Here is a 15,051-nt window from a genome sequence, read left to right as displayed (position 1 = left end):
GGCGCCAAAATGGATTTCAATTGTGGAGAACGTGATATGGCGCAGAAAGTTCTGGTACTGGGTGCAACGGGCGGTATCGGCGGTGAAGTGGCGCGTCAGTTGCGCGACGCGGGATGGCAGGTCCAGGCGCTGCAACGCGGCCTCGCGCAAAGCAGTGAAACCCGCGAGGGCATTCTCTATCTGCGTGGCGATGCGCTGAACCGCGAGGACGTGATGCGCGCCGCGCAGGGGTGCAGCGTGCTGATCCACGGGGTCAATCCACCCGGCTATCGTCGCTGGAATGAATGGGTGCTGCCGATGATCGACAACACCATCGCCGCCGCGCTGAAAGAAGGCGCCACGGTGGTGTTGCCCGGCACGGTCTACAACTTCGGCCCGGACGCCTTCCCGCTGTTGACCGAGGATTCACCGCAGCACCCACTGACCCGCAAAGGCCAGATCCGCGTCCAGCTCGAACAACGCTTGCTCGCCGCAACGCAAAAAGGCGCGCGGGCGATTGTGCTGCGCGCTGGCGATTTCTTTGGTCCGCAGGCCGGCAACAGTTGGTTTTCCCAAGGGATGATCAAGCCTGGGCAAGCGGTGAAACGCATCAATTTGCCGAGCGATCCCGGCGTTGGCCATCAGTGGTCGTATTTGCCGGATGTCGCGCAGACCGTCGTGCAATTGCTCAACCGTCGGGGGCAATTGGCGCCCTTCTCTACCTTCCATATGGACGGGCATTGGGACGCCGATGGCACGCAGATCGCCAGCGCCATCGCGCGCTGTGTCGAACGTAATGGCGGGCAGGCGAAACTGCGCGCCTTTCCGTGGTGGCTGGCGCGGCTGGTCTCGCCGTTCATGACCACCCTGCGTGAACTGTTGGAGATGCGCTACCTGTGGCAAACCCCGCTGCGCATGGACAACAGCCGTTTGCTGGCGGTGCTCGGAACCGAGCCGCACACACCGTTGGAGCAAGCGATCGAAGCCACCCTGCAAGGTCTGGGCTGCCTTTCCCTCCCCAACCATTGAAATTTTCAGCGATACTCGGCGCACCTCTCATAGGATTTGAAAGTGAGCGCCGAACCGATGAACAACAAAAAAACCACGCTGATCCTCTGTGGACTGCTCGCCTTGCCATTGGGCGCGCAGGCACAGGAAACCCCTTCGCACCTGGACAGCGTCATGCAGCAAGGCGTGCTGACGGTCTGTACCACCGGGGACTACAAGCCCTACACCTACAAGGCTGAAAACGGCGAGTACGAAGGCATCGACATCGCGATGGCCCGCTCGCTGGCTGACAGCCTGGGCGCCAAGGTGAAATGGGAGCAAACCACCTGGAAGACCCTGATGCCCGACCTGCTCGCGGGCAAATGCGACATCGCGATGGGCGGGATTTCGGTGACGCTGGAGCGGCAGAAAAAAGCGTTCTTCAGCAGCACGCTGGATGTCGATGGCAAGGTCCCGTTGGTGCGCTGCGAAGATCAGGCGCGTTACCAGACCATCGAGCAGATCAACCAGCCGGCAGTGCGGCTGATTGAACCGGCCGGTGGCACCAATGAAGCGTTTGTCCATGCCTTCCTGCCCAAGGCGCAGTTGCTGCTGCACGACAATGTGACGCTGTTCCAGGCGCTGCTGGACAAGAAAGCCGACGTGATGATTACCGATGCGTCCGAGGCGCTGTATCAGCAGAAACTCAAGCCTGGGTTGTGTGCGGTGAACCCGAGCCAGTATTTCCAGTATGGCGAGAAGGCTTATCTGCTGCCGCGGGATGACGTGGCGTGGAAGCAGTATGTTGATCAGTGGTTGCATCTGAGCAAGGTGACTGGGAATTATCAGAAAGTGGTTGGCGAGTGGTTGGCAAACCCTGGCCAATAATCATGCTCTTATGGTTTAGGGGCTTTTGTGGCGAGGGGGCAGCCCCCCTCGCCACAGGTCATGAAGCTTGCGTTGCGGCCGCGTCCGATCTGCTTTAACCGGCCTGCAACCGCTGCCGATACTCACTCGGTGTCTCCTGCATTTCATGGCGGAAGTGCCGATTGAAATTCGACAGGTTGGCATAACCCACTTCGAAGCAGATGTTGGCGACGCTGAGGTTGCTTTGCGCCAACAGACGACAGGCCCGCTGGACCCGCAGTTTGCGGGTCAGGTCGACGAAGGTGTGGCCGGTCGCCCGTTTGAAGAATTTGGAGAACGCCGGTTCGCTCATTTCCAGGCGCTGGGCGATGACGGACAGGCGCAGTTCGTCGGCGAGGTCGTTGAGGATGTAGTCGAACACGATGCTCATGCGCTGGGCCGTCAGGGCATCAAGCATCGGCGCATATTGCAGGCTGGCGAGGGTTTTTCGTTGGCTGTCGGGCGCCGAGGCCAGCAGTTGCAGCAACGACAGGAACAGGCACAACCGTTCAAACCCCTGGCTCTGGCCGATCTGTTCCAAAAGCTCAGCGGCCTTCTTGCGTGTCCCGCCGCTGAACTCGATCCCCCGGGCTGCTTGCCGGAACAGGCTTTGCAGCTCATTGAGCTCCGGGACCAGGTTGCGCAATTGCATCATTGCCTGACCATCGAACTGCAACACCACGTCACGCCCCACGATCACCTCGCCTTTGCCCAGATCACTGATCCAGTCGTGGGGCAGGCCAGGCCCGATCAGCGCCACATGCCCGGCTTCGAACAGGCCGATGTAATCACCCGCCAACAGCCGACCGCTGCCTTCGCGAATCAAGTGGATTTCGAACTCGGGATGATGATTCCAGCGCGCCAGGTCGAACGGATAGTCATGCTGATACCAGCGAAAACTGTGCTGCGGCTCGTTGAGGATGACTTCGAGCGCGGGCTGTTTGTCCGCGGTGGCGTACTGGCTCATCACTATCGCGTCCTTCTTATTCTTGTCGGTCAAGCAAGATTCACACTAAGGCGTGTGGGTTGCCTAGCGCAATGATCGGCGACTACTGATACTTTTTTGCCGCCGGCGCGTGCGGTTAAAAAAGTATCAGTGGGGCGTGTGCCGTTGATTTGTGAGGGCCTTGGGGAGCTGGTGTAATCGCTGCGCCATCCCGGATTACAACAATAAAAGATTCTGCTGCCCACGCCGCAGAGCGGAGAACACCATGAAGCTATTGCCCCACGCGCTGTTGCTGTCCGCCGGTTTTTCCTGCGCCCTGCTCGCCCAGGCTGCCGATACCGTCACCATCGCCACCGTCAACAACAGCGACATGATCCGCATGCAAAAGCTGTCGAAAACCTTCGAGGCCGCGCATCCGCAGATCAAGCTCAATTGGGTGGTGCTGGAAGAAAATGTCCTGCGCCAGCGCCTGACCACTGACATCGCCACGCAAGGTGGGCAGTTCGACGTGCTGACCATCGGCACTTACGAAACGCCGTTATGGGCCGCGAAAAACTGGCTGGAGCCAATGAAGGACCTGCCCGCCGGCTATGACGTCGAGGACATCTTCCCTTCGGTGCGCCAGGGGCTTTCGCTCAACGACACGCTTTACGCCCTGCCGTTCTATGGCGAAAGCACCGTCACTTATTACCGCAGCGACCTGTTCAAAGACGCCGGGCTGAGCATGCCCGAGCACCCGACCTGGACCCAGCTCGGTGAGTTCGCCGGCAAGCTGCACCATCCTGACAAAGAGCAATACGGCATGTGCCTGCGGGGCAAGGCCGGTTGGGGGGAGAACATCGCGCTGCTGTCGACCATGGCCAATGCCTTTGGCGCGCGTTGGTTCGACGAGAAATGGCAACCGCAACTCACCGGTCCCGAGTGGACTGCCGCCGCCAATTTCTACGTCGATACGCTCAAGCGCTACGGCCCGCCCGGGGTGTCGAGCAACGGCTTCAACGAAACCCTGGCGCTGTTCAACAGCGGCAAGTGCGCGATGTGGGTCGATGCCAGCGTCGCTGGCTCCTTTATCACGGACAAGACCCAGAGCAATGTCGCGGACAAGGTTGGCTTCGTTGCAGCACCGACGCAAGTCACGGACAAGGGCTCGTCCTGGCTGTATGCCTGGTCACTGGCGATTCCCACCAGTTCCAAACACAAAGACGCCGCCAAGGCCTTTGTGACCTGGGCCACGTCCAAGGAATACATCCAGCTGGTCGCGCAGAAGGACGGCATCAGCAACGTGCCGCCGGGTACGCGGATGTCCACCTACAGCGATGCCTATTTGCAGGCCGCCCCCTTCGCCAAAGTCACGTTGCAAATGATGCAGAACGCCGACCCCGCGCACCCGTCCATGCAGCCGGTGCCCTACGTCGGCATCCAGTACGTGACCATTCCCGAGTTCCAGGCCATCGGCACCTCGGTCGGCAAGCAATTGTCCGCGGCGCTGACCGGGCAGATGTCGGTGGAGCAAGCGTTGGCCAACGCCCAGCAGAGCACCGAGCGTGAAATGAAGCGCGCCGGGTATCCCAAATAACGCCACGACACTCAGCCTTAACGAACGGATGAAAAAAATGAAACGTCTGGAAGGAAAAAGCACCCTCATTACCGGTTCGGCCAGAGGCATCGGCCGGGCCTTCGCCCAAGCCTATATCCACGAAGGCGCGACCGTGGCGATTGCCGACATCAACCTGGAACGGGCGCAAGCCACGGCCGCCGAGCTGGGCCCGCAGGCCTATGCGGTCGAGATGGACGTTACCAATCAGGCCTCGATAGACGATGCCATCGCAGCGGTGGTCGCGAAAGTCGGCAAGCTCGATATCCTGATCAACAACGCGGCGCTGTTCGATCTCGCGCCGATCACCGAGATCTCCCGCGACAGCTACGAACGCCTGTTCTCGATCAATGTGGCCGGCACGCTGTTTACCCTGCAAGCCGCCGCGCGGCAAATGATCGCCCAGGGCCATGGCGGCAAGATCATCAACATGGCCAGCCAGGCGGGTCGTCGGGGTGAAGCGCTGGTCGCGATTTACTGCGCGACCAAAGCTGCGGTGATCAGCCTCACGCAATCGGCAGGCCTTGACCTGATCAAACACAAGATCAATGTGAATGCCATCGCCCCCGGCGTGGTTGACGGCGAGCATTGGGACGGCGTCGATGCGCTGTTCGCCAAATACGAAAATCGACCGATCGGAGAAAAGAAAAGACGGGTGGGCGAGGCAGTGCCGCTTGGGCGCATGGCGACCGCGGAAGACTTGGTGGGAATGGCGATTTTTCTGGCATCGGCCGAGAGCGACTACATCGTGGCGCAGACCTATAACGTGGATGGCGGCAATTGGATGAGTTGAGGACTCACCGCGAGAGGCGCTAATTGAGCCTGGCATCGTCTTTTCGCGTATTGTGCAGCGCTGTGAAATACACCGTATGACTGTGAGGGAATGAACGTTGAGTACTGAAGAAAAAATGACCGGGGATCTGTTCGAAGTCGATAAACGCCTGGGGCTCAAGCCTGTCGTGGACTTCAACGCTTATCTGCTCGCAGCCTTCGGCGAGGGTCAATGCACCTGCATCCGCTGCGTCGACAGCAAAGGTGACGAGACCGGTTATGAGTACCAACACACCTTCAACCTGGAAGGACAAGTGCTCAACCGCCGCTTCGCCTCCACCGCCGGTAGCGATGTGCTGATGGCGCTGAAGAAGGCCTGGCTGTCGTATACCAAAGTGGAGCTGGAGGTTTACGGCAGCCTGGCGCTGGCGACCGTCAAAGAGTTTGTCGAGCCGCAACTGCACAAACGCTTGCAGCCACTGTTCCTGGCCAGTGGGCTGGTCAAGGACGTGGACGGGAATCTGCAATTGCAGCAACAAGTTGCCGGCTGAACCTCATTGCACACAGGTTCCACGCCAATAAAAACGCCACTCCATTGAGTGGCGTTTTTGTAAGCAGTTTTCCAGCGTACGACTAGAATCCGGGTACGTTGATATTTGCATGATGTCTGTATTTTCAACTTTCAGGGAGCGGAAGAACATTATGCAAATTCGCAGCAGTTATAAATGGATCACTTTTTCGGCCATCGCCCTCACCACGTTTGCGGCGTTGATATTCCTGCTGTTCAAGTCGTACTCCTATGAAACGTCGACCTATTTCGAATCCCGCGACTTCGTTCGTCAATTAAAGCAGTTGGATGCCAATTGGGGGGTCAAGATCCTCAGGGCAAAAATCGGCATCAATAGCAGCTTGCTGCTGGGAGCACCCGCCGAATCCGGCAACCGGTGGGACCAACTGGACAAACTGAACAATTCCGGCCCGCTGGCGGCTTTATGGAAAGTACGCCGCCAGGGCTACCTGGACGCGGTGCAAAACAAGACGCTGCTGGTTGATCAATTTAAACAGCACAACACGGTACTGCGTGCGGCCCTTGACGCCTTGCCCGATGTCGAAAACACCATTCAAGGCTTGCTCAAAGATATCAATGCCCAACAACCGTTGGAATTCCTGACCCGCTCTTCAAATATATTGAATCTCTCATTAAGCACCCTCGAATACGCCCTGTATGCCTCCAGTGATAAAGCCAAGGAAACTGACGACCAATTGGGCGTACTCAACCAATACATGAGTCAGCTCCCTTCTGAACGCCTGCCGCCTTTCAACACCTTCGTCGCTCATGTGAACGCAATCATGCGCGAGCAACCCATCGTCAATGACTTGCTCGACCGAATTAATGTGATCCCCGTCGCCCAGCAGTTGGACAGCATCAATGAGTTGCTGAACGAAACCCAGCGAAGAACAGAAGCCCAGGACCGCCAATACCATATCTACCTGGCCATCTGCGCCAGCATCCTGGCTTTACTGTTGGTTTACCTGACCGCGCGCTTGATTCGCAGTTATACCGTGATCAATAAAATCAACGGCGAGCTGCAAACGGCAAACGAGCGACTTGAACAACGGGTCGAGGAACGGACGCGAGAGCTGATCGAGGCCGAGCGCGAACTGGTGGATGCCGCCCGAATGGCCGGTATGGCGGAGATCGCCACCAACGTGCTGCACAACGTCGGCAACGTGTTGAACAGCGTCAACGTCTCCGCCGATGTGATCGCACGCCGGCTGTCGACCAGCAAGACACTGGGCTTGGGTAAAGCAGTGAAAATGATGAACGATCATCCCGAAGACCTGGGACAGTTCATCACTCACGATGAAAAAGGCAAACTGCTGCCCCTGTATTTCAACCAACTGGTCGATTCCATTGCGGTCGAACAATCGGACATCGTCGAAGAGCTGGAGCAACTGACCAAGAGCATCGATCACATCAAGGACATCGTGTCCACCCAGCAGGCCTACGCCGGCGCGGCCCGGGTGGTCGAGCCGCTGAACGTGATCAGCCTGTTCGAAGATGCGCTGCGCATGAACTCCGGCGCCTTGAGCCGCCACCATGTCACGGTGATCAAGGACTACCAGGATGTCCCGACCATCATTGGCGACAAACACCGGCTGCTGTTGATCCTGATCAACCTGATCAGCAACGCCAAATACGCGATGTCCACGGTCACCGAGCAGCAGCGGGAAATGACCTTGAGCGTCAGTGTTACCGAGCATTCAACACTGCGCTTCAGCGTCAAGGATCAGGGCGAAGGCATCGTCGCCGAGAACCTGTCGCGCATCTTTAATCACGGTTTCACCACACGCAAGGAAGGCCATGGCTTTGGCCTGCACAGCTGCGCACTCGCGGCGGTTGAGATGAATGGACACCTGAATGTCCAGAGCGACGGGCCGGACCTGGGCGCCGTGTTCAGCCTGGAGATTCCACTGGAACTGGCCGACAACCCGGGCAGTGAACAACCGGCGACGGGAGAGAGAATAAGCGTGCCGGATTGAGCCACCGCCGTTTCAATGTGCGGCCTTCTGCCGATGAGGGGACAATGTTCGCCGAACGCTTGGCGTCTCCCGCCCCCCAAAGACCACGATGACCATCGATACCAAAACGCCGACCCCGCCTCCTCATCTTGAAGAAGGTTCGTTCAGCTTGAGCCGCCGGCCAACCGACCATGCTGCTGGACATGGCCGTATGTAGGCTGACGCCTGCTCCCCAACTCTTAACTCCCTGAAGTTGCCCTACCACCGTCACGACCGAAGCGCGTCACCAATTTCCTCGATAGCGAAACCAACGTCATGACCCGCACGAATCAGTTCCGCAAACCGAAGCATAACTGTGGATCCTACGTCATGCGCCAGCGCGATGGTCATCAGCTCTCGCACAGGCTCGTGAAGCTCTGCTTCGACAGTTGGTGAACATGCCTGTCCGGTGAACCAGGTCACAACGGAGGAAACCAGATGGCCTGAGGTATTTTCATCAACACCCAAAATTTCTCCCAACACCATACCCAATGTACCTGCGGGATGCTGCTCCGGGCGGCTCCATGCCTTGAGCTCAATCGACTCGCGCTGCACCTTCTCAAGGTTCCGCCGAATCTTCCCAGGAATGGTCGCAGCCGCTTTGGGACGGTTGTAGTACTCGCGATTGGCTAAACTTGCGGCGTCTCTGACGACCTTCCAGACCACCGACCAGAGTTGTGAAACGCTGTAGGTTTCCAATGCAGAGCGCATCGTACTTTTAATTTCCTCCAGTTCTTGTTCCGACAAATCATGGTTGTAGAGCTCGCATTGGGTACCCAGATAGCGCATGACATCTGCAACTGAGTAATCAAGCCACAGGTTGAAAATCCCTTCAGCATCCGTGTACACCCTATCCAACAGGCTACGGATGATCTCGTCCGCACTCCTTGACGCGGCATCTGGAGCCAAACGATAGACCACCTGTTCCCTCAACATCCAGATCTCATCGCCCTCCCAATAGTAGGTGCCCGGCCTTGCTTTACCGGGATCCTCAAGAACCAATCCAGCCTCACGCAATTGCAGCACAAAATCACCGACGTACCGAGGCGCAAGTCCTCGGCAGTCACCTACTGTGAAGCCGCCATTGGTCAGTCTCGGCGTAATAGCCCTGTCTAACGCCAACAGAAGGAGCACCTGATTGTCCGGTATCTCTGAGTAGTCCACCGTTCGGGTTGACTGTTTACGGGCGTATTCGGCCAACTGCCGTTCAAGCTCTGCGGCTTTCGTCTTTTCAGCCTCAAGCTCAACTGCGTCCTGGTTTTTCTGACAGAGGGTACAAAGTTTAGGGGATCGCGGAGGGACCTTCTTTGCCTCGGAGCGATTTCTGATTTCGATCAGTTCTGCGCACTTGGGACAGACCTGATTTTCATCGAACGCGTTGCAACGTTGCCTTATAAAGCTGGCCAGTGAAACGCCCTGAGCCATTTCAATCAGGCCCCCAAGATCACTCACTTTTTCGAGGTGTCGCCCTAACTCATCGACTGCCCAGTAACGCTCAATCAACTCAATTTCCTGTGGGTCTTCAGTCAACATTTGTAGCTTGATTGCCATTTAAACGCTCCTGTTTTGCTGGTGGTTACTTTGTGTCCGGCATTCGCTGAATTAGTTACGCTCTTCGCTGAACGCTGTTGCGGCGACACCCTCAACCTTATTTATGGTTTTCTTTGATCGACGTTCCTCTAACAACGTCCTGGGCAACACAAACCCTTCAAAACTGCGCTGGGTAATCGGGTTGTTAGCCTTCTCCGCCCCAATCCGATAACGCATCAACCCATCGGCGACGGCAAAGGTCAGGTCCACGCTGGTGTCGGTCCTGCCATTGAGATGCCCGCGACTAAGTAGCCGGAACAACGACCACGGCCCGCGATAGCTCAGGCTGGCGGTGTTGCCGGTGCTGTGCACCAGGGTCAATTGGCTGCCATTGGTGTTGCCCAGGCTGTTGGGCCACACCAGCCCGGTGCGTTGCGGCGCGCCGTGCTGGTAAGGGATCAACTGACCGTCGACGCTGAGCATGCTGCTCAGGCGGGTCGCGCTCAGGGCCAAGGGTTCGATGGTGAGTTGTACGGCCAGGTGGCCGCGATGATTGAAGAAGGTGTCGCGGATACGCTCGACCTTCTTGAGTTGTTCCAGTACGTCGCTACGTACCAAGTAGCCGCCGAGGCTGTCGGAGTACAGCGCGTCGAGGTTGTCCTTGAGAAACACGTTCAGGTATTGATCGTGGAACTGCTGCAGACGCCCCTGCGGGCCGAAGAAGGCTTCGAAGTCTTCCAGCGAGGCGTCCTCGCCGCTGACCTTGAACGGGTAACGGCCTGCCAGGCGGTCGCGATAGAAGCTATAAATTTCACTGTCCCAGCGTTTTTCCAGCTCGCGCAAAGCGGCAATCACCAGTACCTGCGAGGTCTGGTCGGCGAGTTTTTTGACCTGCTGGTTCAGTGGTTCGGGCAGGCCCACGGCAACACGTTGCAGGTTGGCAATCGGGTCGGCACCGCCCAGGGAGAAGCGGTTAAGTACGGTTTTCAGCGCCGCCTTGCCGGGGTCGGGATTGTCGTGCACTGCTTTGGCGTAGTCGTAGACGGCACTCACCGAGCGCAGGGTTTCTTCGTAATAGGACGGCTGTTCGCCTCGCGCGGTGATCAGCTCGGCCAGACTGGCGAACGCCCGCCGGATGCCAACTGCTTGTTGCTGACCGTCCGACACCTTGTCCAACGTCAGCGGTGCCTGCCCTTCGACCAAGGGCACCGACGGGTAGATCACGCTATTGTCGCGCAGAGTTTCCAGCAGACGCCGCAGAGGGGCGGCCGGGCCAGTGATTTGCTCCAGCACGGCCACGCCGTGGCTGAGGTCGTCGAAGTCGGTGATCGCGAACTGATTCAGCGCGCGTCGCCAGCTGTCGACGTAGTCGGCGCTGTATAACGCGCGGACCCGCTGGGTCAGTACTTTGCGATCTTCGTCAGAGTAGTCCAGACGTTGTCGCTCGCCGAGCACCCACTGGTCGATCATCGCCAGTTCGATGATGCCCTTGGTGCCAGGCTCGAAATAGTCCCTGAAGCCCTTGGCGGTGAGCAGCGCTGCCACCCTCAAGCCGCTCCCCTCTTGATCGGTGCTCAACGAACTGTAGACGATGTCGAACGCCGGACCGACCTCGGTGCGCAGGTCCAGCGGGCGGTGCAAACGCTCTTGGGCATCCTGTTTCAGGCTCATGTAGACCCGTTCAGCCATAGGCAACTGGCGTAATTGTTGTTGCACTTGGGCAATGCGCTCACGGTAGTGCGGCAAATCGGCGTCGGCGTATTTCAGCGCGTAGCCCAGGTGCCCCATCAGATCGGCCTGTAATTGGCCCTGCCCCGGATAGGCCCGCTGCCACTGTTTGGCAACCCACTCCTCGACGATGGCCGGGCGGCGGTTTTGCCGCTCTTCAAGCATGCGGTAAACGCGCAAGGCCGCCAGCTGTTGATTACTGCCGGCGGGCGCGGCGTTGATGGCGTCCAACACACCGCTGGCAATCGCCGGCAGAAAGCGTTTGGACAGTAGATTCAGATAGGCCTCATCCACCGTCGGGCCAATTGCCCTCCCCTGATACAGCCCCATATCCGACAGCAACGGCCACGCCTCGCGATAGTCACCGTACACCAGCACCGCATCGCGGATCTGGTCCAGCGGTACCAGCAGGTTACGGCCGGTGGTGTCGACCTTGGCATCGATGTCCCGCCCACTGAACTCCTGACTCTTGGCCAGGACGCTGGCTGCTTTGTCGCGGTTGATGTTGAAGTAAAACTGCCAAGTGCCGATGACCACCAAAACGCCCAAGGACGCGACACTGAACCCGGCGATCAGCAGCCGCCGCTTGTTGCGGGCCACCTTGATGTTGTCGCCGGCCAGGCCCGCTTCGGGGTAGATCACTCGCTGGAACAGTTGCTGGGCAAAGTAGATCGCCGAGCCACCGGTAGGCTTGACCTCCGGCGGCGGTGGCGGAAGTTGATACGCCTGCCCCGCTTCTTTGACGAAGGCATTACTCAGGGTGCCTTGCTGCAAGACCGAGGAGAAATACACCCCGCGCACCAGCGCCGGGGTGGTGAAACGATCGCTGCCGAGCATTTCGCTCAGGAAGCCGAACAGTGCCGGGCGCAGGCCTGCCATCTGATGCACCAGCGCCTGCAAGCGATCGCGTTCGGTCAGACCAGATGACGTCCTGACACCGTCGAAAATCTGCTCGCTGAGGCAGACGACAAAGGTTTGGTATTGGCGCGTCAGTTCCGCCAACCAGACATCAAAGTCATCCACCGCGTCCAGGCTGAAGGTGAAGCCCAGCAGGTCTTCGCGCCCACTGCGCGACAACCGGGCGAAGAACTCTTCGAAGCCTTCCAGCAGGTCTAACTTGCTCAGCGTCACGTACACCGGCAAGCGCGTGCCCAATTGCCGTGTCAACTCAAACAGCCGGGTGCGCAGCAGGTTGGCGTGGGCCTTGCGTTGTTCGGGACGTTGCGCCAACAAGGCCTGCACATCGACCACCAACACAACCCCGTTGAGTGCCCGACGGCTGCGGTTGCGCGCCAGCCAGTCGAGCAGGTGCTGCCATAGCCGTGGGTGAGTGCCTTCGGGCAATACCGGTTTGACCTTGCCTTGGGTCGCACCCTGGTACTCGGTGTTATCTGCCGTTGGCTCCGGGTGACTGAGGAACTCACCCGGCGGGTCGATCAACACCGCCTCGTCACCAATCCACCAGTCCACCGGGTAGGCCAGTTGCTCTTCCTGATGCGCCCTGACACTGGCCTTGGTCACATGGGACAAGGCAAAGCTCTGGTTGGAGCGGGTGATCAGGCTGGTTTTGCCGGCATTTTCCTCGCCCAACACCAGGTACCACGGCAGTTGGTAGAGCGAACGGCGGCGCTCCATGTTGTTCAGCAAATTGCCCAGGCTGCGGTCCAGCGCCCGTTCCTGCGCCTCGACATAGGGCAGACAAGGGTCGGCTTGCACCGCGGCCTCATGTTGGCGTTCAAGCTGCAGCCGCTGGTAACGATTACGCACCCGCCATGCCCAGATCAGCAACGGCACCACCAACACCACGACGCTGGCCGAGACGCGCATCGCCAACTCGCTCAGCGGCTGATGCTCACGCCAAACCCACTGCGGGCCCAGCCACCAGATGGCGATCAATAAAAACAACACGCCCAGCAGCACCAGTACTGGCACCGCCTGGTTGAACTGGTGCAGTACCGGCAGGCCCCAGCGCACTAGGTAACTCCGTATCATCCCCATAAATCGCTCCTAGTTTTGAATAGTTCGCTGTATTCCGGCCATCTGCCAGATATCAATCGGTGCATTGGCCTTGTCGGAGTCGTTATCAGCAATGGGTCGCACCATCACTTCCGTGTCGCTGATCGAGCGACCAACGCCAAACGGTAATTCCGCGAGCCACGCCACTGGCGATATCCGGGAAGATGTCCCCGCTCTCGAAACGACGTAGAGAGTCGTGACGGGCATCGCTCCACCACCAACCGCTTTGTGGGCAGGTCTGGCCTGAATGCAGAATCGATTCGATAGGCGGTGGCGGATATTGGCGGGCGTAATCGGCCCAGTCCTTGGGGTAAAACTGCATATCGCGGTAGCTGCTGTCGTCGATGCCTAGCAGCCATGTGACGGCCGCCGCTTCCCAGGACCAGTAGCCGTAGTGGCAGAATCCGCCCTCAAAGTGCCGATCAATGTAAGGTTCGCGACGGCTGGCGTGATACCACTCGTCCAGATAGGACTTCATCAGTTCCGCACGCTTGGTCGGAGCGGCGTCGAACACTTTGAGCAGTTTTCGATACGGCAGGTGCCGGGTGCATTTATCCGGCGGCAGGCCACGACCCGGCACAAACGGTCGCACCAGGCGCTCCAGCAAACCGTCGCGCACACCCATCAGCTCGTTGGCGTAATCGAGAAACGCCATGACCCTTGGCATGGTGTGGGCGTAGCCGCTGAGCAGGCCGAAGCAGGTCAGGCGCAGGGCGACGATCCAGTATTCTTCGGTGCGTAGCGCGGCATGCGGAGCCATGTAGTTGCCCGCTTCGGGCGACTGGTCAAACAGTGCATCGAAGTAGCCGTATTCTTCTGCCCATTCCAGTGCGTAAGGCCAAACCTCGGCCAGTTGCTCCACGGGAGCGCCGGCGGAATATTGAAGGTTGAGCCAGTCAAGGGTGTCCCAGAGCCTCTGATTTGTAGAGTTCATCAGTCCACCAGGCTTGGAGCGCTCGCGATACTTGGGCAAGTCCATAGTGATCATGCGCATACCACTCACGTAATCGTCGAAATTGATCAGATAATTTCCGAACAAAACGTAACGCTCACGACGCTTTTCAAAGTCTGCTTCGCTGATCTTCCAGGCGAACCATCGGGACCAGTCAGGGGTGGGCAAAGTGTCGTCGTCAAGGTGGGAAGTGGCAGGATGGCTCATCGCTTCAACCTTCCTGCCGCTGATCGAGCGCCCAGCGCCAGACGGTAATTCCGCGAGCCACGCCACTGGCGATATCCGGGAAAACATCCCCGGTCTCGAAACGGCGTAGAGAGTCGTGACCGGCATCGCTCCACCACCAACCGCTTTGTGGGCAGGTCTGGCCTGAATGCAGAATCGATTCGATAGGCGGTGGCGGATATTGGCGGGCGTAATCGGCCCAGTCCTTGGGGTAAAACTGCATATCGCGGTAGCTGCTGTCATCGATGCGGAGCAGCCATGTGACGGCCGCCGCTTCCCAGGACCAGTAGCCGTAGTGGAGATAACCACCCTCTTCGTGTTGGTCAATGTAGGGTTCGCGGCGGCTGGCGTGGTACCACTCGTCCAGGTAGCTTGCGAGCACTGCAGCGCGTTTGGCCGGAGCGGTGCTGAATACTTTGAGCAGTTTTCGATACGCCAGGTGCCGGGTGCATTTATCCGGCGGCAGGCCACGACCCGGCACAAACGGTCGCACCAGGCGCTCCAGCAAACCGTCGCGCACACCCATCAGCTCGTTGGCGTAATCCAAGAAGGCCATGACCCGAGACATGGTGTGGGCGTAGCCGCTGAGCAGGCCGAAGCAGGTTAGGCGCAGGGCCACGATCCAGTATTCTTCGGTGCGTAGGGCGGCATGCGGCGTCATGTAGTTACCCGCTTCGGGCGACTGGTGATAGTGAACATGGAAGTAGCCGTATGCTTCTGCCCATTCCAATGCGTAAGACCAGACTTCGGCTAGTTGCTCCACGGGAGCGCCGGCGGAATATTGCAGGTTGAGCCAGTCGAGGGTGTCCCATAGCCGTCGGCGAGTTGAGGTCATCAGGCCGCCTGATTTCGAAC

At 58.7% G+C, this 15,051-nt stretch carries 11 protein-coding genes; 6 read left to right on the top strand and 5 right to left on the bottom strand.

From position 1 onward, the window contains the following. Positions 1-36: 36 nt before the first annotated feature. Both ACY4LX_RS17280 and ACY4LX_RS17275 read left to right on the top strand, forming a co-directional pair. Positions 37-1,008 (top strand): NAD-dependent epimerase/dehydratase family protein, encoded by a 972-nt coding sequence (locus tag ACY4LX_RS17280; protein ID WP_463257190.1) that lies wholly within the window; start codon positions 37-39, stop codon positions 1,006-1,008. Positions 1,009-1,065: 57 nt separating this feature from the next. After that, positions 1,066-1,854, top strand: a complete 789-nt coding sequence (locus tag ACY4LX_RS17275) for a transporter substrate-binding domain-containing protein (protein WP_463260612.1) — start codon at positions 1,066-1,068, stop codon at positions 1,852-1,854. Between the two features lie 94 nt (positions 1,855-1,948). Here ACY4LX_RS17275 and ACY4LX_RS17270 read toward each other — a convergent pair whose 3' ends face one another. Next, the gene (locus ACY4LX_RS17270; RefSeq protein WP_463257189.1) at positions 1,949-2,839 is read right to left on the bottom strand and encodes a helix-turn-helix domain-containing protein; all 891 of its coding nucleotides are present in this window, start codon (positions 2,837-2,839) and stop codon (positions 1,949-1,951) included. A gap of 244 nt (positions 2,840-3,083) precedes the next feature. On the opposite strand from ACY4LX_RS17270, the gene ACY4LX_RS17265 reads away from it, so the two are divergent. The 4 genes from ACY4LX_RS17265 (at position 3,084) to ACY4LX_RS17250 (ending at position 7,727) form a co-directional block, all read left to right on the top strand. Further along, on the top strand, positions 3,084-4,394 hold the full coding sequence (locus ACY4LX_RS17265) for an ABC transporter substrate-binding protein (RefSeq protein ID WP_463257188.1): 1,311 nt from the start codon (positions 3,084-3,086) through the stop codon (positions 4,392-4,394). A 37-nt stretch (positions 4,395-4,431) separates the two neighbouring features. Next, the gene (locus ACY4LX_RS17260; protein ID WP_149661206.1) at positions 4,432-5,205 is read left to right on the top strand and encodes an L-iditol 2-dehydrogenase; all 774 of its coding nucleotides are present in this window, start codon (positions 4,432-4,434) and stop codon (positions 5,203-5,205) included. A gap of 97 nt (positions 5,206-5,302) precedes the next feature. Further along, positions 5,303-5,734: a hypothetical protein gene (locus ACY4LX_RS17255; RefSeq protein ID WP_178129251.1), complete on the top strand. Its 432-nt coding sequence runs from the start codon at positions 5,303-5,305 to the stop codon at positions 5,732-5,734. 151 nt (positions 5,735-5,885) lie between these two features. After that, positions 5,886-7,727, top strand: coding sequence for a DAHL domain-containing protein (locus ACY4LX_RS17250; RefSeq protein ID WP_463257187.1), 1,842 nt, complete (start codon positions 5,886-5,888; stop codon positions 7,725-7,727). 246 nt (positions 7,728-7,973) lie between these two features. Here ACY4LX_RS17250 and ACY4LX_RS17245 read toward each other — a convergent pair whose 3' ends face one another. The 4 genes from ACY4LX_RS17245 to ACY4LX_RS17230 all read right to left on the bottom strand — a co-directional run bounded on the left by ACY4LX_RS17245 (position 7,974) and on the right by ACY4LX_RS17230 (position 15,031). After that, entirely contained in the window at positions 7,974-9,296 is a 1,323-nt protein-coding gene (locus ACY4LX_RS17245) for a hypothetical protein (RefSeq protein WP_463257186.1), read from the bottom strand. A 51-nt stretch (positions 9,297-9,347) separates the two neighbouring features. Next, positions 9,348-13,001, bottom strand: a complete 3,654-nt coding sequence (gene tssM / locus ACY4LX_RS17240; RefSeq protein WP_463257185.1) for a type VI secretion system membrane subunit TssM — start codon at positions 12,999-13,001, stop codon at positions 9,348-9,350. Between the two features lie 85 nt (positions 13,002-13,086). Beyond that, positions 13,087-14,178, bottom strand: a complete 1,092-nt coding sequence (locus ACY4LX_RS17235) for a PoNe immunity protein domain-containing protein (protein WP_463257184.1) — start codon at positions 14,176-14,178, stop codon at positions 13,087-13,089. Positions 14,179-14,182: 4 nt separating this feature from the next. Next, on the bottom strand, positions 14,183-15,031 hold the full coding sequence (locus ACY4LX_RS17230; protein WP_463257183.1) for a PoNe immunity protein domain-containing protein: 849 nt from the start codon (positions 15,029-15,031) through the stop codon (positions 14,183-14,185). Positions 15,032-15,051: the final 20 nt, after the last annotated feature.

It is taken from the genome of Pseudomonas sp. Emmai (assembly GCF_055179735.1).
Note: the sequence above shows the minus strand (reverse complement) of the source record. Positions and strands in the feature narration are given on the sequence as shown.